At 71.8% G+C, this 18,647-nt stretch carries 17 protein-coding genes and 1 tRNA gene; 6 read left to right on the top strand and 12 right to left on the bottom strand.

Annotated elements, in window-relative coordinates:
* Positions 1-4: 4 nt before the first annotated feature.
* On the bottom strand, positions 5-556 hold the full coding sequence (locus HP445_RS13120; protein ID WP_111022491.1) for an FHA domain-containing protein FhaB/FipA: 552 nt from the start codon (positions 554-556) through the stop codon (positions 5-7).
* Positions 553-1,233, bottom strand: a complete 681-nt coding sequence (locus tag HP445_RS13115; RefSeq protein ID WP_017887797.1) for an FHA domain-containing protein — start codon at positions 1,231-1,233, stop codon at positions 553-555. Before HP445_RS13115 ends, HP445_RS13120 begins: the two co-directional genes overlap by 4 nt.
* A gap of 86 nt (positions 1,234-1,319) precedes the next feature.
* On the opposite strand from HP445_RS13115, the gene HP445_RS13110 reads away from it, so the two are divergent.
* A tRNA-Leu gene (locus HP445_RS13110) sits at positions 1,320-1,406 on the top strand.
* Positions 1,407-1,492: 86 nt separating this feature from the next.
* Here the strand turns inward: HP445_RS13110 and HP445_RS13105 are convergent.
* Positions 1,493-1,972, bottom strand: a complete 480-nt coding sequence (locus HP445_RS13105; RefSeq protein WP_128780335.1) for a hypothetical protein — start codon at positions 1,970-1,972, stop codon at positions 1,493-1,495.
* Positions 1,973-2,062: 90 nt separating this feature from the next.
* On the opposite strand from HP445_RS13105, the gene HP445_RS13100 reads away from it, so the two are divergent.
* Positions 2,063-2,764: an NUDIX domain-containing protein gene (locus HP445_RS13100; protein ID WP_128780334.1), complete on the top strand. Its 702-nt coding sequence runs from the start codon at positions 2,063-2,065 to the stop codon at positions 2,762-2,764.
* Here HP445_RS13100 and HP445_RS13095 read toward each other — a convergent pair.
* Positions 2,747-3,364, bottom strand: a complete 618-nt coding sequence (locus tag HP445_RS13095) for a TetR/AcrR family transcriptional regulator (protein ID WP_164941152.1) — start codon at positions 3,362-3,364, stop codon at positions 2,747-2,749. The genes HP445_RS13100 and HP445_RS13095 overlap by 18 nt on opposite strands.
* Positions 3,365-3,384: 20 nt before the next feature.
* A complete protein-coding gene (locus tag HP445_RS13090; protein ID WP_128780332.1) occupies positions 3,385-4,920 on the bottom strand; it encodes a PucR family transcriptional regulator in 1,536 nt (511 codons plus the stop codon).
* A gap of 92 nt (positions 4,921-5,012) precedes the next feature.
* Between HP445_RS13090 and gabT the strand changes: the two genes are divergently transcribed.
* The 4 genes from gabT to HP445_RS13070 all read left to right on the top strand — a co-directional run bounded on the left by gabT (position 5,013) and on the right by HP445_RS13070 (position 9,516).
* Positions 5,013-6,374 (top strand): 4-aminobutyrate--2-oxoglutarate transaminase, encoded by a 1,362-nt coding sequence (gene gabT / locus HP445_RS13085; protein WP_128780331.1) that lies wholly within the window; start codon positions 5,013-5,015, stop codon positions 6,372-6,374.
* 68 nt (positions 6,375-6,442) lie between these two features.
* The gene (locus HP445_RS13080; protein ID WP_128780617.1) at positions 6,443-7,930 is read left to right on the top strand and encodes an NAD-dependent succinate-semialdehyde dehydrogenase; all 1,488 of its coding nucleotides are present in this window, start codon (positions 6,443-6,445) and stop codon (positions 7,928-7,930) included.
* Entirely contained in the window at positions 7,927-9,297 is a 1,371-nt protein-coding gene (locus tag HP445_RS13075; protein WP_128780330.1) for a flavin monoamine oxidase family protein, read from the top strand. The genes HP445_RS13080 and HP445_RS13075 overlap by 4 nt, the downstream gene beginning before the upstream one ends.
* A 60-nt stretch (positions 9,298-9,357) precedes the next feature.
* The gene (locus HP445_RS13070) at positions 9,358-9,516 is read left to right on the top strand and encodes a hypothetical protein (RefSeq protein ID WP_155896911.1); all 159 of its coding nucleotides are present in this window, start codon (positions 9,358-9,360) and stop codon (positions 9,514-9,516) included.
* A gap of 324 nt (positions 9,517-9,840) precedes the next feature.
* Here HP445_RS13070 and HP445_RS13065 read toward each other — a convergent pair whose 3' ends face one another.
* From HP445_RS13065 to HP445_RS13035, 7 genes are all read right to left on the bottom strand, one after another.
* Positions 9,841-11,205, bottom strand: a complete 1,365-nt coding sequence (locus tag HP445_RS13065) for an NAD-dependent succinate-semialdehyde dehydrogenase (RefSeq protein WP_128780329.1) — start codon at positions 11,203-11,205, stop codon at positions 9,841-9,843.
* 22 nt (positions 11,206-11,227) lie between these two features.
* Positions 11,228-12,640, bottom strand: a complete 1,413-nt coding sequence (locus tag HP445_RS13060; protein ID WP_128780328.1) for an APC family permease — start codon at positions 12,638-12,640, stop codon at positions 11,228-11,230.
* Between the two features lie 132 nt (positions 12,641-12,772).
* Positions 12,773-13,783, bottom strand: a complete 1,011-nt coding sequence (locus HP445_RS13055; RefSeq protein WP_128780327.1) for an agmatine deiminase family protein — start codon at positions 13,781-13,783, stop codon at positions 12,773-12,775.
* Entirely contained in the window at positions 13,780-14,814 is a 1,035-nt protein-coding gene (locus HP445_RS13050; RefSeq protein WP_128780326.1) for a nitrilase-related carbon-nitrogen hydrolase, read from the bottom strand. The genes HP445_RS13055 and HP445_RS13050 overlap by 4 nt, the downstream gene beginning before the upstream one ends.
* A gap of 449 nt (positions 14,815-15,263) precedes the next feature.
* On the bottom strand, positions 15,264-15,917 hold the full coding sequence (locus HP445_RS13045; RefSeq protein ID WP_128780325.1) for a DUF1345 domain-containing protein: 654 nt from the start codon (positions 15,915-15,917) through the stop codon (positions 15,264-15,266).
* Entirely contained in the window at positions 15,914-17,281 is a 1,368-nt protein-coding gene (locus HP445_RS13040) for a flavin monoamine oxidase family protein (protein ID WP_128780324.1), read from the bottom strand. Before HP445_RS13040 ends, HP445_RS13045 begins: the two co-directional genes overlap by 4 nt.
* A complete protein-coding gene (locus HP445_RS13035) occupies positions 17,281-18,645 on the bottom strand; it encodes an NAD(P)/FAD-dependent oxidoreductase (RefSeq protein ID WP_128780323.1) in 1,365 nt (454 codons plus the stop codon). The genes HP445_RS13040 and HP445_RS13035 overlap by 1 nt, the downstream gene beginning before the upstream one ends.
* Positions 18,646-18,647: the final 2 nt, after the last annotated feature.

Raw genomic sequence — 18,647 nt, 5'->3', positions numbered from 1 at the left:
CGGGTTACCGCCGCAGCTCGAACGTCGTCGTCCCGATCGTGATGGGCGTGCCCTCTGCCACGAGGACGGGAGCGCTCACCTTCTGACCGTTGACGAAGGTGCCGTTCGTGGACTCGAGGTCGGTGAGGAGCCAGCCGTCGGCGCGGAGGTCGAGGCGGGCGTGGTTGGTCGAGGTGTAGTCGTCACGGATCACGACGTTCGACTCGCTCGAACGCCCGATCGTGATGGGGCCGCCACCCAGCGGCATCTCCATGCCCTCACGCGCACCCTCGGTGATGACGAGTCGGGCCGCGGCCGGCGAGGCGGGCCGCTGCCCACCACCCGGTTGACCGATCACGTCGGTGAAGGCACCGCTCGAGGCGGGCCCGGGGGCCGCCGCAGCGGGGACGGTGGGGGTGCTGGGCCCGGACGGCGCCGACTTGGGATCGGTCGGGATCGTGCGGACGCGCTGGCCGAAGAGATCGCTGCGCAGGGCGAACACGATCACGAAGACGAACAGCCAGAGCACCGCGAGGAACGCGAAGCGCAGGACGAGCAGGGTCAGGCCTGTGGTCATCGAGCACCTCCGTCGTTCTCCGGGATCACCCGGAACACCATACGGGTACGACCGATCTCGATGGTGGAGTCCGGCTCAACGATCGCCTGCTGGAAGTGCTGACCGTTCAGTTTCGAGCCGTTCGTGGAGCCGAGATCGGTGGCCTGGGCGTGCTTGCCGTCCCACAGCACCTCGACGTGCTTCCGGCTCGTCCCGGTGTCCGCGATGGTGATGTCCGCGTCGCTGCCGCGCCCGATCACCGTGCGCCCTCGGTGCAGTCGGTGTCGCTGCGAGCCGATGTCGAGCACCGGGATCCAGGCCACGTCGCGCTGCACGGTGGTGGAGTCGACCTGCAGGATGCCCGTCGAGAGCGTGCCGTCCTGCTGGAGCCGGATGGTGACCGGGCCGGAGAACGAGTAGTTCTGCGCGACGGCGTGTTGGTGCACCATCTGGGTCAGTTCGTCGATGAGCGGGCGACCGACGTCGTTCATGCGCGTGCAGTCCGGCGGTGCCAGGCGCACGGTGAACTCGTTCGGCACGAGGATGCGCTCGCGGGAGACCACCGCGGCCTTCGTGTCGAGCTCGCGCCGCAGGGCGCTCGAGATCTCGACGGGCTGCACCCCGGAGCGGAAGGTCTTCGCGAACGCGCCGTTGACGGCGCGTTCCAACCCTCGCTCGAAGTTGTCCAGCAGGCCCATGCGTCTCCCGTGTCGTCGGTCGTCAACCACTGCATGGTAGTGGTTGGCGTTGACACCCGTCTGTGCGTGGTAGTGTTTCGGGGCTGGCGCGAGTGGCGGAATTGGTAGACGCGCACGGTTCAGGTCCGTGTGCTGGAAACGGCGTGGGGGTTCAAGTCCCCCCTCGCGCACCAGGCGAAAACAGGAAAGGCCCCGGAGGAATCCGGGGCCTTTCCTGTTTCTCGGGCCGGGCCGGGGACGGCCGTCGACGCGTCCGGCCTCAGCCCCGGTCGGCGTCCGTCGTGTGGTCGGCATCCGGCCTGGAGGCACGGCTCGGCCCCGACACGCCGGTTCCGTCGAACCCGTGGTCGGCTCTCCGGGCCTGCTGCTGGGCGAAGAACGGGCGCGCGCTGGGCAGGAAGAGCAGGACCGCAGCGACGACCGACAGCGCGATCGTCAGGACCGCGAGTTCGCCGCCGGTGACGCTCAGGAGCGCGCGGAAGGCCGCGACGACGACGAGCACGATGCGCGCGACGCGGGAGCCCGCGGCCATCCGGAACACCGCCCACGTCACCAGGGCCCAGAGCACCAGGGCGACGATCCCGGCGAGGACCGGCGCCTGGCCGACCGCCGCGTCCGTCGCGAAGAACTGGAGCACCGTGGCGGCGACGCAGGCTGCCACCCACACCAGCCACAGCACGAATGACACCGTGACCACCTGCGGTCGGTCCGGTCGTCGGAGGATGAACGTCCTGGTCATGCTGCACCGTCCTCTGCCGCTCCCTGGTGCGGCACGTCGAGCGTACCGAGCGGACGGGGTCCTGCTGAGGTGCCCCGCTACGGTGACCGGGTGACCGACGAACGCACCACCGTCCAGCGTCCCGGAGTGAACGTCCCCGACGACCGTGGTCGGACGGGCCTCGACGCCGTGGGCCGTGCCCTCGACCGCAACCCCGACGTCGTCGTGCGGGACGTCGAGGTGGTGTCGAACGGGTGGCACGTGCTCCGCCGCACGACCCTCGACGTCCGGCGCCGTGACGGTCGGTGGGACCGGCAGCAGCGCGAGACCTACGACCGCGGGAACGGCGCGACAGTGCTGCCGTACGACGCCGAGCGCGGCACCGTCCTGCTCACGCGGCAGTTCCGGTGGCCGGCGTACGTGAACGGACACCCGGACGGCATGTTGATCGAGGCCGCGGCGGGACTGCTCGACGAGGACGATCCCGAGACCGCGGTCCGGCGTGAAGCGGCCGAGGAGCTCGGCATCCGGCTCGGCGCGCTCGAGCACCTGGGCGACGTGTTCATGAGCCCCGGTTCGGTCACCGAGCGGGTCCACTTCTACCTCGGCGCGTACACCCCGGCGGACCGGGTCGAGGCCGGCGGCGGCATCGAGGACGAGGGTGAGGACATCGAGGTGCTCGAGGTGCAGCTCGACGAGGCGCTCGCGATGGTGGCGGACGGTCGGATCGCCGACGGCAAGACGATCATGCTGCTGCAGTGGGTGGCAATGCGGTCAGTGGCACTGCGGCGGGTGTCACCCCGACAGGGCTGACCCGTCCAGGCCCACCGCTCGTGCGATCGTCGTGCGGACCAGGCCCTCGCGGGTGGGGCGGTCGAGGTAGTCGACCAGGGCGTACCCGTTGGTGGCGTCGACGAGCGCGAAGAGCAGGCGTCCGACGCCGTCCGGGTCGTCGGTGTGCAGCACCCCCGCGTGCACCCCGTCGACGACGATCGTGGTGGCGAGGAGCTGCCAGTCGTCCATGACGTCCCGTGCCGCGGTCGCCAGTGCCGCGTTCGTGCGGCCGATGCTCCACGCGTCGGCCCACAGGGTGGCGACGTCGTCGCGGGCGGGATCGGCGATGCAACCGAGCAGGGTGCGGAGACCGGAGACGGGGTCGGGCGCAGCGGCGACGATCGCGCGGACCTCGGCGACCTCGGCGTCCGCGACGGTGCGGAACGTCTCGCCGACCAGGTCCTCCATGCTCGGGCGGTAGTGGGCGACGAGCGAGGGCGCGACCCCGATCACGGCGGCGACCCCGCGGAGCGTCACCGCCGCGAGGCCCTCGGCACGCGCCAGGTCGACGGCGGCCGCCGTGATCTGGGATCCGCGTTCGGCCGGGCTCAGGCGCCGGCGGGCCGGTGTCGACGGCATCGTCCCACCGTATCCGCGCATCACGCGCCCTCGACCACGAAGGCTGCCCAGAGGTCGGCCCGGGTCGAGAAGACGGAGAGGTCACGGTCGAGGAGCCGACCGGCGTGCTCCACCCGGGCGCGGGCGGTGTGCCGGTGGATGCCGAGGACCCGTGCGGCGCGGTCGTACTCGCAGTTCTCCTGCAGCCAGGTCCGGACGGTGCCCGTGAGCTCGGTGCCGGCCGTCCGGTCGTGGTCGAGCAGCGGGGCGAGGAACGCGCGGGCGACGGCACCGGCGTCCACGTCGACGTGGGCGAGGTGGGCGAGCACCCCCTCTCGGGCGAGGTCGCCGAACTCGGTGGTGCCCGGGCGTCCTTCACGACGTCGGTCGAGTGCCTGCACGGCCTCGGTGCGGGCGCGCCCGAAGGACCGGTACGCGGCGCCGTCGGACAGGCCGGCGCGCAGGTCGAAGCGGTCGACGAGTTCGGCGACGATCCCGGTGTCGTCCGCGTTCACGCAGAGGAACACGGCGTCGTCGACCGCGAAGAACAGGTGCCCCGGACGCTCCTGCACCCACAGTTCGAGCAGGTCCACCACGGTGTCGAGTTCGTGGTCGGGGACGTCGACGGCCGCGATCCGGACGGGTTCGGCGGGCAATGGCCCCCACACCTCGCGGGACGTCGCCTGCACCACCTCGGGTTCGCCGACGGACAGCATGGTCAGGAGTCCGGTGCGCAGGAGTCCCCGGGCGCGGGCGAGTTCACGGTTCTGCTGCAGGGCGAGGCCGGCCAGGGCGATCACGGCCGTGACGACCTCGCGTCCGGCCCGGTCGAGTGCTCCGCCGTTCGCGATCGCGAGCACGCCGCTCAGGTGCCCGCCGCTGCCGAGCGTCTGCAGGGTGTACCCGACGCCCCGGTCCGTGGCGACCGGCAGGCTCGCCCGCTGCCCGGAGCGCAGCAGCCGCAGCGCCTCGGTCCGCAGGAGGTCGAGGTCGGCAGCCGGCAGCGCGTCGGCGGGGTGTCCGCGGTCGAGCCGCCCGGAGACGTCGAACAGGCCGACCCACCCGTCGAGCTGCCGGGACAGCTCGGCGATGGTCGCGCCGAGTCCGTCCGGTCGCATCGCGGCGAGCGAGATGGCCCGCTGCGCCGCGAGGGCCCAGGCACCGCGTGCGTTGGCATCCCGGGCGACCGCTTCGGCGTTGGCCTGCGCGACCGCGATGAAGGAGGTCTCGTAGGGCACCTCGAACAGCGGCAGTCCGTTCCGGGTGCAGGCGGCGACCAGGGCGTCGGGGGTGCCGGCCCGGACCACCTCGGTGCCGAAGCCGAGCGCCACGACACCGCCGTCCACGAGCCGCCGGACGTAGGCCTCGGCGACGTCGTCGCGCACCTCGGCCTCGGCACCGAACTGGGTGCCGGTCGTGAGCAGTCCCTGTCCCTCGGCGAGGAACGGGGTCGGGTCCTCGAGGTCCGAGCTGTGCAGCCAGGACAGCGGGGCATCGAGGGCGTGCTCGTCCGCGTCGGTGAGCGGGCGCAGGTGGAGTTCACGCCGGTGCAGCAGGGAGCGCAGCGTTGCGGGCATGCGGTCACCCTATCCACCGGGTCGATCCGCCCGGGGGTCGATGTACGCCGTGGACAGTACGAGTGTGCCGTGGTGGCTCCTACCATCGCGGCATGTCCTCCACCGCAGCGTCCGCGACCCGAGCGACCACCGGCGGCCCGTCGCTGCCCCAGGAACGACGGCTCGTCACCGCCGTCCCCGGCCCGCGATCGCAGGAGCTGCTCGCCCGGAAGGCCGGTGCCGTCGCGGCCGGGGTCGGTGTGGCCGTGCCGATCGCGGTCGTCGCGGCCGGTGGCGGTGTCGTGGTCGACGCCGACGGCAACTCGTTCGTCGACCTCGGGTCCGGGATCGCCGTGACGTCGGTCGGCAACGCCCACCCCGGCGTGGTCGCCGCCGTCACCGAGCAGGTCGCCGCCTTCACGCACACGTGCTTCACCATCGCCGCGTACGACGGGTACGTCGCCGTGGCCGAGGCGCTCAACCGTCTGACCCCCGGCGACCACGAGAAGCGGACGGCGCTGTTCAACTCCGGGGCCGAGGCCGTCGAGAACGCCGTCAAGATCGCCCGGAAGCACACCGGTCGGCAGGCCGTCGTCGTCTTCGACCACGCGTACCACGGCCGCACGAACCTGACTATGGCGCTGACCGCGAAGAACCAGCCCTACAAGAACGGCTTCGGGCCGTTCGCACCCGAGGTCTACCGCGTCCCGATGTCGTACCCGTTCCACGACGGGCTGTCGGGCCCCGAGGCGGCGAAGCGTGCGATCAGCCAGATCGAGAAGCAGGTCGGCGCCGAGAACACCGCCGCGGTCCTGATCGAACCGATCCAGGGCGAGGGCGGCTTCGTCGTCCCGGCACCGGGGTTCCTGACCGCGCTGTCCGAGTGGACCACCGCCAACGGCGTCGTGTTCATCGCGGACGAGGTGCAGACCGGGTTCGCCCGCACCGGCGCGATGTTCGCCAGCGAGCACGAGGGGATCGTGCCCGACGTCGTCACGACCGCGAAGGGGATGGCCGGCGGACTCCCGTTGTCCGGTGTGACCGGGCGTGCAGCGATCATGGACTCCGCCCACGTCGGCGGCCTCGGCGGCACCTACGGCGGCAACCCGATCGCCTGCGCCGCAGCCCTCGCGGCCATCGACGCCTTCGAGCACGACGGACTCGTCGAGCGCGCCGGCGCCATCGGTGCGGTCCTGCTCGACGCCCTGCGCAGCGCCCAGGCCGACGACCCCCGCATCGGCGACGTCCGCGGCCGCGGTGCGATGGTCGCGATGGAGCTCGTCGACCCCGCCACCGGTGATCCCGACCCCGGGCTCACCGGACGGGTGGTGCGGTACGCGTTCGAGCACGGGGTCATCGCCCTCACGGCCGGCACGTACGGCAACGTCGTCCGCTTCCTGCCGCCGCTGTCGATCGACGACGACCTGCTCCGCGACGGCCTGACCGTCGTCCTCGACGGGCTGGCCGCGTCGTGAGCGCGACCATCCCCGCGACTGCCTGGCCCAGTGTCCCCGACGCCACGGGACCAGCAGCCGAACAGGCGGTGCTCGACCGCGTCCCCACGGGCCTCCTGGTCGACGGTGTCTGGCAGCCGGCGGCCGACGACGCGACCTTCGCCGTCGTCGACCCTGCCACCGGCGAAACACTGCTGCGCATCGCCGACGCCTCGCCCGAGGACGGCCGGAAGGCGCTCGACGCCGCCGTCGCCGCACGGCACGGCTGGGCGACCACGCCCCCGCGGCAGCGCGCCGAGGTGCTGCGCCGCGCGTTCGACCTGCTGCAGGAGCGACGCGAGGAGTTCGCGCTCCTGATGACGCTGGAGATGGGCAAGCCCCTGGCCGAGGCCCGCGGCGAGGTCGCGTACGGCGGCGAGTTCCTCCGCTGGTTCTCCGAGGAAGCGGTCCGGATCGGCGGTTCGTACGGCACCAACCCCGAGGGGACCGGCCGCGCCATCGTCTCGCACAAGCCCGTCGGGCCCGCGTTCCTGATCACGCCGTGGAACTTCCCGTTGGCGATGGCGACCCGCAAGATCGCTCCGGCGCTCGCCGCCGGCTGCACCGTCGTCGTGAAGCCGGCCGAACTGACGCCGCTGACCACCCTGCTGTTCGCCGATCTGCTCGTCGAGGCCGGCGTGCCCGCCGGCGTCGTCAACGTCGTCCCGACCACGCACGCCGCCGACGTCTCCGCGCCCGTGATCGCCGACCGCCGCCTGCGGAAGCTGTCCTTCACGGGTTCCACGCCGGTCGGACGCACCCTGCTCGGCCAGGCGGCGCAGAACGTGCTCCGGACGAGCATGGAGCTCGGGGGCAACGCCCCGTTCCTGGTGTTCGCCGACGCCGACCTCGACCTCGCAGTGGAGGGCGCACTCGCCGCGAAGTTCCGGAACACCGGACAGGCCTGCACCGCCGCGAACCGCTTCCTGGTGCACGAGGACGTCGCCGAGGAGTTCACCCGCCGGGTCACCGAACGGGTCGCCGCGATGCGGGTCGGTCGGGGGACCGAGGACGGCGCCACGATCGGGCCGCTCATCGACGCCCGCGCCGTGGACAAGGCCCACCGCCTGGTCACCGACGCGGTCGAGCGCGGGGCGACGGTCCGAACCGGCGGGCACCCGGTCGACGGGCCCGGCACCTTCTACGCGCCGACCGTCCTGACCGACGTGCAGCCCGGCAGCGCGATCCTCGACGACGAGATCTTCGGGCCGGTGCTCGCGATCAGCACGTTCCGCTCCGAGGACGAGGCCGTGGCCGCCGCGAACGACACCGAGTACGGTCTGGTCGGCTACGCGTTCACCGAGGACCCGGCACGCGGGCAGCGCCTGATGGAGCGGCTCGAGACCGGCATGCTGGGGCTGAACTCCGGGGTCGTGTCGAACGCCTCGGCCCCGTTCGGCGGCGTGAAGCAGTCCGGCCTCGGTCGCGAGGGCGGCGGCGAGGGCATCGCCGAGTACCTCGAGACCATGTACACGCTCACCCCGGACCCGTTCCGGCACACCGACAGCACCACGACCGCACAAGGAGCAGCTCGATGATCGAGAAGGACGTCGTCGTCATCGGAGCCGGTGTCGCCGGTCTCACCGCCGCGACCCGCCTGCGGGCCGCCGGCCTGCGGGTCGCCGTGCTCGAGGCCCGCGACCGCGTGGGGGGTCGCACCTGGACGAACGACATCGACGGGGTGACCCTGGAGATCGGCGGGCAGTGGGTCTCGCCCGACCAGACCGCACTGCTCGAGACCCTCGACGAGCTCGGGCTGCAGACGTACGACCGGTACCGCGAGGGCTCCAGCGTCTACGTCGACGCCGAGGGAACCCGCACCGAGTACACCGGCGACATCTTCCCCCTGCCCGAGGCCACGGCGAACGAGATCGAACGCCTCGTCGCCGTCGTCGACGAGTACGTCGCGAGGGTCGACCCGGCGCGCCCCTGGGAGACGCCGGACGCGGCCGCCCTCGATGAGGTCTCGTTCCGCGCCTGGCTGCACGACCTGAGCCCGGACCGGGTCGCGACCGACAACGTCGAGCTGTTCATCGCCGGCGCCATGCTCACGAAGCCCGCGCACGCGTTCTCGGCGCTGCAGGCCCTGCTGATGGCGGCGTCCGCCGGCAGCTTCACCAACCTGGTCGACGCCGACTTCATCCTCGACAAGCGGGTCGTCGGCGGCATGCAGCAGGTGTCCGAACGGCTCGCCGAGCGCCTCGGCGACGACGTGCACCTGAACGCCCCGGTCCGGACGCTGAGGTGGGGCGACGACGGGGTCGTCGCGCTCGCCGACGGCGGGATCGAGGTGCACGCCCGACAGGCACTCGTCGCGGTGCCGCCGCCCCTGTACTCGCGGATCTCGTACGAGCCGCCGCTGCCCCGACGCCAGCACCAGCTGCACCAGCACCTGTCGATGGGCTTCGTGATCAAGGTGCACGCCGTCTACGACCGTCCCTTCTGGCGTGCGGCGGGCCTGTCCGGCACCGCGTTCAGCCCGTACGAGGTCGTGCACGAGGCGTACGACAACACCTCGCACGGTTCCGAGCAGGGGACCCTGGTCGGGTTCGTCTCCGACCAGCACGCCGACGACCTGTTCGCGCTGTCGACCGAGGAACGCCGGGCCCGGGTGCTCGCTTCGCTGGCGCACTACTACGGTGACGAGGCCCTGTCGCCGGTCGTCTACTACGAGAGCGACTGGGGCACCGAGGAGTGGACGCGCGGCGCCTACGCCGCGAGCTTTGACCTGGGCGGGCTCGTCCGCTACGGTGCCGACCAGCGTGCCGCGGTCGGTCCGATCCGGTTCGCGTCGAGCGACCTGGCCGGGCAGGGCTACCAGCACGTCGACGGAGCCGTGCGCATCGGGCGGGAGGTCGCCGAGGAGATCCTGGCGGTCGTTCCGCAGGCTGCTGCAGCACAGTAACCACCTCGAACAGTCACTGCTGTGTGCTGTGCTCAGGCGCTCGCGCGTACCGTCCGGGCCATGAGTGACGCAGCGAACGGGTCCAGCGACCCCACCAAGGACCAGGAGCAGTACACCGAGGACCTGCCGGACGGGTCGCCCACGGGCGACGCGACGGAGGACCCGCAGCAGGACAGCGACACGGACTCCGGCGGCGAGCCCGCCGACCCGCAGCAGTAGCGGCGACCGCACGGCGGCGCGGCGGCGCGGCGGCGTGAGACGCCGGCGTGTTCGCTCGACGCCTCCACGTCGGCGAGACGCCGCCGGATCCGCCGGCGTCTCGCGCATTCCGCGGCGTCGAAGCGTGACGACGGCGTCTTCCGGTGGCGACGTGGGAGCGGCGACCGACGGACGGACGGGAGGCGCGGTGCCAGCTGGCACCGCGCCTCCCGTCCGTCGTGGGCCCGCTGCAACACACCGGCGTCTTGATCGGACGCCGTCACGTCAGCGAGCCGCCGGCGGATTCGGCGGCGTCTGGCGCAGACACCGGCGTCTCCGCGCCGGTCAGCCGATGCGGATCAGCTTCTTGTTCACGAACTCGTCGGCCCCCAGGGGGCCGAGCTCGCGGCCGAAGCCGCTGCCCTTGACGCCACCGAACGGCAGCTCCGGGCTGTCCGCGCCGACGATGTTCACGTAGACCATGCCGGCCTCGATCCGGTCGGCGACCCGGAGTGCCTGGTCGGCGTCGGTGGTGAACAGGTACGAACCGAGGCCGTACGGGGTGTCGTTCGCCAGGGCGATCGCCGCGTCCTCGTCGGCGACGCGGTACACGGCGGCGACGGGGCCGAAGAACTCCTCGCGGTAGGCGTCGTTGTCCGGCGTGACGTCGGTCATGATCGTCGGCAGGAAGGCGTTGCCCTGGCGGTCGCCGCCCGTGACGACGGTCGCACCCTGCTCGACGGCGGCAGCGAGCTGCTCCTGCAGCCGGTCGGCCGCGGCCGGTGACGACAACGGGCCGAGTTCGGCACCGGGCACGCTCGGATCGGTCGGTTCGACCGCCGACATCGCCGCGGTGAACTTCGCCAGGAAGTCGTCGTACAGGCCGTCGACCACCAGGAACCGCTTCGGGGCGTTGCAGACCTGGCCGTTGCCCTCGAGCCGGGTGGTGACGGCGGACTCGACGACGGCGTCCAGGTCGTCGGTGGACAGCACGATGAAGGGGTCCGAGCCGCCGAGTTCGAGCACCACCTTCGTCAGGTTCCGGCCGGCGATCTCGGCGACCGCGGCACCGGCGCGCGCCGAACCGGTGAGCGAGACGCCCTGCACGCGCGGGTCGGCGATGACGTCGGCGACCTGGTCGTTCGTCGCGAACACGTTCGTGTAGGCCCCGGCCGGGAAGCCGGCGTCGTGGAAGATCCGCTCGATGGCCAGGGCGGACTCCGGGCACTGCGGCGCGTGCTTCAGCAGGACGGTGTTGCCGATGACCAGGTTCGGTCCGGCGAACCGGGCGATCTGGTAGGCGGGGAAGTTCCAGGGCATGATGCCGAGCACGACACCGATGGAGGCCTTGCGGATGAACGCCGACCCCTCGGACCCGTCCGCCAGGGTGATCGGCTGGTCCGCCAGGAACGCCTCGGCGTGGTCCGCGTAGTAGTCGTGGATGTCGGCGCAGAAGTCGACCTCGCCCTCGGCCTGGTCGATCGGCTTCGCCATCTCGCGCACGATCGTGGCGGCGAGCTCGGCGTGCCGCTCCCGGTACAGGTCCGCGACCCGGTGGAGCAGGGCTGCGCGGTCGGCGACCGTCGTCGTCCGTGACCACTCGGTGTGCGTGCGGTCGGCGGCTGCGACGGCGTCGCGCAGCTCGGCGTCCGTGATGGTCGGGTAGGTCTCGAGGGTCGTGCCCGTGGTGGGGTCGGTGACGGCGTACATGGCGTCCTCTCGTGGTGGCCGGTCAGGCCTGGTCGGTCAGCTGCTTGTTCACACCGGTGACGGGCTGGTTCTCGTCGAAGCCCTTCGGTGCGACACGGAAGCCCTTCGTGATGACGAGCAGGTAGACGAACCCGATCGCCGCCCACACTCCTCCTGCGATCAGGGCGTCGGCATGGAGCTGCGACCAGAGCACCCCGGTCAGGAGCATCGCGACCCCCGGCAGCACGATGTAGCGCCAGCGGTCGCCCGCCGTGTGACGACGTCCGTTCCGGATCGCGAAGTGCACGATCACGGTGGCGTTGACGAAGGTGAACGCGATGAGCGCGCCGAAGTTGATGTAGGCCGCGATCGTGTCGAGCGAGAAGCTCATCGCCAGCAGGGTGACCGCGCCGACGAAGACGACGTTGAACACCGGGGTGTGCGTGCGGGGGTGCACGTAGCCGAAGACCCGCTTCGGCAGCACGTTGTTCCGGCCCATCACCATGAGCATGCGGGCGACGCTGGCGTGCGACGCGAGCCCCGAGGCGAGCGCGGCGACGAACCCGGCCGACACGAGGACCGCCTGGAACACCGGACCGCCGACGAGCAGGCCGATCTGGGGGAGCGGGTCGTCGGTGAACTCGCCGAACGGTGCGTTGGTGGGGAAGCGGAGCTGGGCGAAGTAGGCGGAGACCAGGAAGATCGCGCCGCCGAGCAGGACGGTCAGCATGATCGCCTTCGGCATGATGCGGATCGACTTCGCCTCTTCCGTGTACATCGTCACGGCGTCGAAGCCGATGAACGAGAAGCACACCACCGTCGCCCCGGTCAGCAGGGCCGACATCGTCACACCGTCGTGCACGAAGGGTTCGGCGCTGACGATCGTGCCCGCACCAGCACCGTGGGTGAGCTCGATGACGGTGAAGACCACGAACGCGATCATCGCCAGGACCGCGCCGATGAGCAGCACCATGTTCAGGTTCGACGTGCCGCGCATCGACAGGCAGATCACCGTCGTCACGAAGACCGAGTAGACGACGACGGTCACCCACGGCGGCAGCCCGGGGAACACCTGCTCCAGGTAGAGCCGGGTGATCAGGGCGTTCACCATCGGCAGCAGCAGGTAGTCGAGCAGTGACGCCCAGCCCACCATGAAGCCGAGGTTCGGGTGCATCGACTCCCGGACGTACGTGTACGCGGAACCGGCGGCGGGGTAGACGCGCACCATCTTCCCGTAGCTGATCGCGGTGAGCGCCATGATGACGAGTGCGATCAGGTACGCGCTCGGCACCGCGCCGTCGGTCTGCTCGGAGACGATGCCGAAGGTGTCGAACACGACCGTCGGGGTCATGTAGCCGAGGCCGAGTCCGACGATCGCCCAGAGCCCGAGGCTCCGCTTCAGCGACCCGCCGCGCACCGGTGCTGCCGGCGCGGTGACCGCGATCGGTGATGCCATGTGACTCCCTGCTCTTCGGGGCCGGGCAGCGTCGCCCGGATCAGTTCGGAGCACCATACCGACGGGTCGGCAGCGGGCGGACCGGCCGCGGTGTACAGGTGATCGGGACCCGCTGTACACCGCGGCAGTGGTTCAGGTCACCGGTTGCTGCTGCGTGATGCAGTGCAGCCCGCCGCCGCGCGCGAACACCTGTCGCGCGTCGATCGAGCGGACCCGTCGGCCCGGGTACGCCTCGGCGAGGATGCCCCTGGCGCGGTCGTCAGCGACCGGGTCGCCGAACGCGCAGGCGATCACGGCGTCGTTCACCACGACGTGGTTCACGTAGTTCCAGTCCACCGGTCCACCGTCGTCCGACAGCGTCGAGGGGGCGGGCAACTCGATGATCGTCGCGTCGGTCGCCTGCTCGAGCGCTCGCCGGATCTGGGGCATGACCAGGTGGTCCGGGTGGCCCGCATCCGGCTGGGCGTGCAGCAGGACCGTGCCCGGGTCGGCGAAGGTCGCCACCATGTCGACGTGCCCCCGGGTGCCGAAGCCGTCGTAGTCGCGCGTCAGACCGCGGGGCAGCCAGACCACCCGTGTGGCGCCGATCGTGCGCGCCAGCTCCAGCTCGACGCGTTCCCGGTCGGCGTACGGGTTCCGTCGCGGGTCGAGCTGCACCGTCTCCGTCACGAGCACGGTGCCGGCGCCGTCGACGTGGATCGCACCGCCCTCGTTGACGAGCAGCGACGGGATCCGCCTGGCTCCCGCAGCACCGGCGACCGTGGCGGCGACCGCGGCGTCACGCGTCCAGGTCGACCACGGGTTCGCGCCCCAGCCGTTGAAGACCCAGTCGACGGCGCCGAGCGCACCGGTCACGTCGTCGACGACGAACGTCGGCCCGGTGTCGCGCATCCAGAAGTCGTCGAGCGGCGCCTCGAGCACGTCCACGCCGACCGACAGCAGGCGACCGGCATCTGCCCGTGCGACCGGGTCCACGACGACGGTCACCGGCTGGTACTCGCTGATCGTGTTGGCCGTGGTCGCCCATGCCAGACGCGCGGCGTCGGCGCTCGCCGCGTCGTCGCCGAGCGTCAGGCCGGGGCGCGGGAACGCCATCCAGGTGCGTTCCTGCGGAGCCGTCTCGGGAGGCATCACCCACGTCATGCGCGCGCCTCGCGCCCGGTGGTGGTCGGTTCCACGGCCAGGGCTGCGTCGATCGCGTCGCGTGCGCCGTACGCGTGGCGTTCCTCGTCGACGGGTTCGACGAGTCCGGCGTACAGGTCGGGGCGCCGGGTCACGTAGAAGGGGAACAGCCGGAGCCGCTCCGTCCGGGCGTCGAGGTCGAGGTCGGCGACGAGCACCACGCTCGCGTCACGGGGAGCCTCGACGAGCACGCGGCCGAACGGGTCCGAGATGAAGGACGAGCCGTAGAACGTGATGTCGCCCTCGTCGCCCCACCGGTTCGGCACGACCATGAACTGCCCGGCGGTGATGCCGTTCGCCACGATCACCCGCTGCCAGATCGGCGCGGTGTCGAAGTCGGGGAACGTCGGTTCGGAGCCGATGGCCGTCGGGTACACGAGCACCTCGGACCCGGCGAGGCCGTAGGACCGGGCCACCTCGGGGAACCACTCGTCCCAGCAGGTCGGCAGCCCGAGGCGCGCGCCGAGTCCGGCGGGCTCGTACACCGGGAAGGCATCGTCGTCGGTCCCCGGGCGGAAGTACGTGTCCTCGTGGTAGCCGGCGCTGATCGGGATGTGGGTCTTCCGGGTCCGGCCGACCAGGGTGCCGTCGGGGGCGACGAGGACGGCGGTGTTGTAGCCGCGGGGGTCGTCGGGCTGGTCGTCGTCGCCCGGCCGCTCGTACAGCGAGGCGTGCACGAACACCCCGTGCTCGATCGCCTGGGCACGGGCGAAGGCGACGGTCGGGCCGTCCTGCAGCGACTCGGCGAGGTCCTTCGGGGTCCCGCTCGCAGGGGTGTCGCCCGGGTAGCGGCGCAGCGTGAGTTCGGGCAGGAACACCGCGGTGGCTCCGTGCGCTGCGGCGGTCGCGATGCCGTCGGCGAGCTGGGCCAGGTGCTCGTCCGGGTCGGGGAGCCACCGCATCTGGACGAGGGCGACGCGGAGCGATCGGCGGGGTGCGCCCGTGTCGGCGTGCAGCGGCGACGGGAGCGAGGGTGCGGTGACGAGGTCCATGCGCCATTGTTGATCATATGGTCAACTGAAGCAAGACCCCGGCTTCGACTCTCGAATATCAGTATGCTGCTCTCGGGCTCCGTGTCGTCGCCGGGACGCGGACCCGGGCAGAGAAGAAGCCCACCACTGCAGCAACAGTGGTGGGCTTCGATTTGTCCTCCGAATGGAGAACGAGGGACGAACTGGGTCCCGAGCCTGAAACTCGGAGCCAGTGTAACGCGCTCGTCGAGCGAGTTGCATCCCTCGGCCTGCACTTCTCGTGTCCGCCGGCGCTGACACGAAGGTGGTCCGATGTCGAACGACACCGAACCGTGTCGCGGCCGTCCGGTGCCGTGGCTGGGGATCGCGAGCTTGCTCGTGACCGTGGCCCGGTTCCTGGTCGAGCTGTGGCGCAAGGGCTGAGCCCCAGGGCACCCCGCGCATCTCGCGCGGGGTGCCCGTCGGGTGGGTCAGCTGATGATGTTGACCGCGCGCGAGATGACCAGCGCCAGCAGGATGAACCCGCTGAGCGCCTGGTACGCCATGATCATCTTCGCCCGGACGGTCATCGGCATCGTGTCCGTCGGGCTGAACGCCATCATGTTCGTCATCGCCACGTAGAGGTAGTCGAGGTAGACCGGCCGCCAGTCCGCGGTCTTCGGGTCGGTCTCCTGGGGGAACTGGAAGTCCGCTTCGGCCGTCGCCCACAGTTCGGGGCGTCGCCGTGCCACCGGACCCCCGCGGTCGAGCTCCCAGTAGACGAGCCCGAACACGATGATCGTGCTCACCCAGACCTGCAGTGCGGTGAGCAGCACCGCCGCACCGTCCGCGTGGCCGCCGAGCAGCTCGGTGATGGTCCGGATGACGGTGAGCTGACTGGCGACGGTGAGCAGGGCCGCCAGGGCGAACGACAGCCACCGTGACCACGTGGTCTCGCGCGTCAGACGCCGCGGGTTGAAGACGACGAGCGGCGTGAGCAGCAGGACGCCCAGGACCGGCACCACCCACGACGGGAAGAACAGCACCTCGTCGGGCAGGAACAGGCTCAACGCCAGGTTCACCAGGACCGCGACGGCGACCGGTGCCCGGTGTTCGTGTCGCGGTCGGGTCCTCGTCGGGGTCACGGAGCGAGTGTCGCACGGGCCGACACCGGGGACAGCGGGTCGGCGAGCGAGAGCGGCTCGACCTCGGTGCCGAGCAACCGCCCGGCCGCCCGCAGCCCGGACAGCAGCGCACCGTGCACGGTCGCCGGGTCGTCGCTCCAGGTGGCCTCGCCGGCGAGCTGCACCCGGCCGGACGGGGTGCCGAGCAGGTCGTGGTCGTCGGGTGACGCCCCGACGTGCAGGTACGAGTACGAGCCCCGTGAGAACGGGTCCTCGGCCCACCGGGTGATCCGGAACGCCTCGGGCTGGGGGACGGACGGGCCGAACATCTTCCGCAGCGCCGCCACCCCCTCGTCGACGACCATGGCGTCCGGCAGGGTCTCGAGCCGACGGGCTCCGGCGCCACCGACCAGGGCGGCGAGCACCGGCGCACCGGTCACCCGGGACATGTCGTACCAGGAGTGCCAGTCGACACCGGCGGACCCCTGCTGCCGGACCACCCACGAGTCGCCCCAGAACCGTGTGGGGAACCGCAGGAACACCTTGTCGTAGGTGCCCATCCCGAGCCGGTCGAGCGCTCCGGTCACCGACGCGGACAGGGGCGGGTCGAAGACCACGTCGCCGGACTGCAGCACCCCGAGCGGCACGGTGACGACGACCTGCGGCGCGACGACGGTGGTGCCGTCGGCGAGCCCCACGGTCACCGAGTCACCGGCCTGGGTCACCGACCGCACGACCGACGACAGCCGGACGTCGAGACCCTCGGCCAGCGCGCGGGCGTACTGGGCGTAGCCACCGGGGAACACCACCTCGTCACCGGGGACGTGCTCCTCGTCGAGACCGTGCGCGTCGAGGACGGTCACGGGGGCACCGCAGAGGTCCTCGGAGCGGTGGGCCGTGTACTCGCGGACGCGCGCCGCTCGGTCGCCCTCCCACCGCAGCGAGCGGAGCACGGTGTCGACGGCGGCCGCGTAGGTCGAGGGCGGGGGAGCATGCGCGACGACGGCATCGAGCGCCGCGTCGACGGTGTGCAGGTCCGCGACGAACGCCGACGTGTCCTCGGCGGAGAGAGCGGCGCCGGACGGGTCGTGCCAGGCGATCGGCCGGCCGTCGAACTGGAAGCTGCCGACCGTGAACTCCACGGTGTCGATGCCGAACGCCGACGCCAGGGCCCAGAGCGGGTTGCCGTCGACCCCGTGGATCCACGAGGCGCCGAGGTCGACCGGAACCCCGAGTGACGCGTCGGTCCAGGTGCGCCCGCCGATCCGGTCGCGGGCCTCGAGCACGACGACCCGCTGCCCGCCGAGCGCGAGCGCCCGGGCGGCGGCGAGCCCGGCGACCCCCGCCCCGACGACCACGACGTCGGCGTCGAGACCGGCAGCCATCAGTGCCCTCCGGTAAGTGGCGCCATGAGCCGAGCGGCCAGACTCGGCCGCCCGGTCAGCGCTTCTTCGCGGTCGGCCAGGTCGGTCGCGACGAGTCCCGCGTTCGCGCCGAGGAACCGCAGTGGCTCGGGCTCCCAGTCGGGCGATCGGTGGTTCACCCACGGCAGCGCGGTCAGTGCCGTCGACTCCCCGCGCACGAGGTCGGCGAGGGTCCGTCCGGCCAGGTTCGTCGTCGACAGACCGTCCCCGACGTACCCGCCGGCGCTGCCGACGTGTCCGTCCCAGGTCACCGAGGCGCACCAGTCGCGCGGCACCCCGAGCGGGCCGCCCCACGTGTGGGTGACCGGGGCGTCCGCGACGACCGGGAACAGGTCGACCAGGGCCTTCCGCAGGTGCTCGAAGACCCGCGGCACCCGGTCGTACCCGGGTGTGATCGAGGATCCCCAGTGGTAGCGGGCTCCGCGGCCGCCGAACGCCAGCCGGTCGTCGGCCGTGCGCTGCCCGTACACGAGCAGGTGCCGGTAGTCGGAGAACGTCTGCCCGTGCTCGAGTCCGATGCGCGCCCACGCGGACGCCGGCAGCGGGGCGGTCGCGATCATGAGCGAGTACAGCGGCAGGATCCGCCGCTTCGTCTGCTCCAGCTGGGCGCCGTACCCCTCGACCGCGATCACCACGGCGCCCGCCGTCACGGTGCCGCGCGACGTGACCACACGCCCGCGATCCCATGACGAGACGGGCGTGTGCTCCGCGATCCGGACGCCACGGGCCTCCAGGGCGGCCGCGAGGCCACGCACCAACGCGGCGGGCTGCACGCGCGCGCAGTCCGGGGTCCAGGCGACCCCCGCCGATCCGGCGGCGTCACCTGGTCGAGCGGCCCGCCACTCCATGTCGTCGCCCCATGTCGCGGAGGACGCGACCTCGTCGTGGGCGGCGCGTTCCTGCACGGCGGAGCGTGCGTAGAGGACGGTCCCGCCCTTCACGTAGTCGCAGTCAACCTCGGCTTCGGACGCTGCGCGGCCGACCTCGTCGACGGTGTCGCGCATCGCTGCGCGGAGCGCCAGCGCGGCGTCGCGCCCGTGCTCCTCGGCGATCGCCGAGGCGGACCGCGGGAACAGCGCCGAGCACCAGCCGCCGTTCCGACCGGACGCGCCGAAACCGGCGATCTCGCGTTCCAGGACGACGATCTGGAGGCCCGGGTCGGCCTGGTGCAGGTACCACGCGGTCCAGAGACCCGTCAGTCCACCGCCCACGATCGCGACGTCGGCCGTCGTGTCGCCCTCGAGCGGCGGCCGTGGCGTCAGGTCGTCGCGTCCGGTGGACGCGAGCTGGTCGAGCCAGAACGAGACGCCCCGGTAGCCGCTCACGG

The sequence above is a fragment of the Curtobacterium flaccumfaciens genome (assembly GCF_013359815.1).
GTDB lineage: Bacteria > Actinomycetota > Actinomycetes > Actinomycetales > Microbacteriaceae > Curtobacterium > Curtobacterium flaccumfaciens.
Note: the sequence above shows the minus strand (reverse complement) of the source record. Positions and strands in the feature narration are given on the sequence as shown.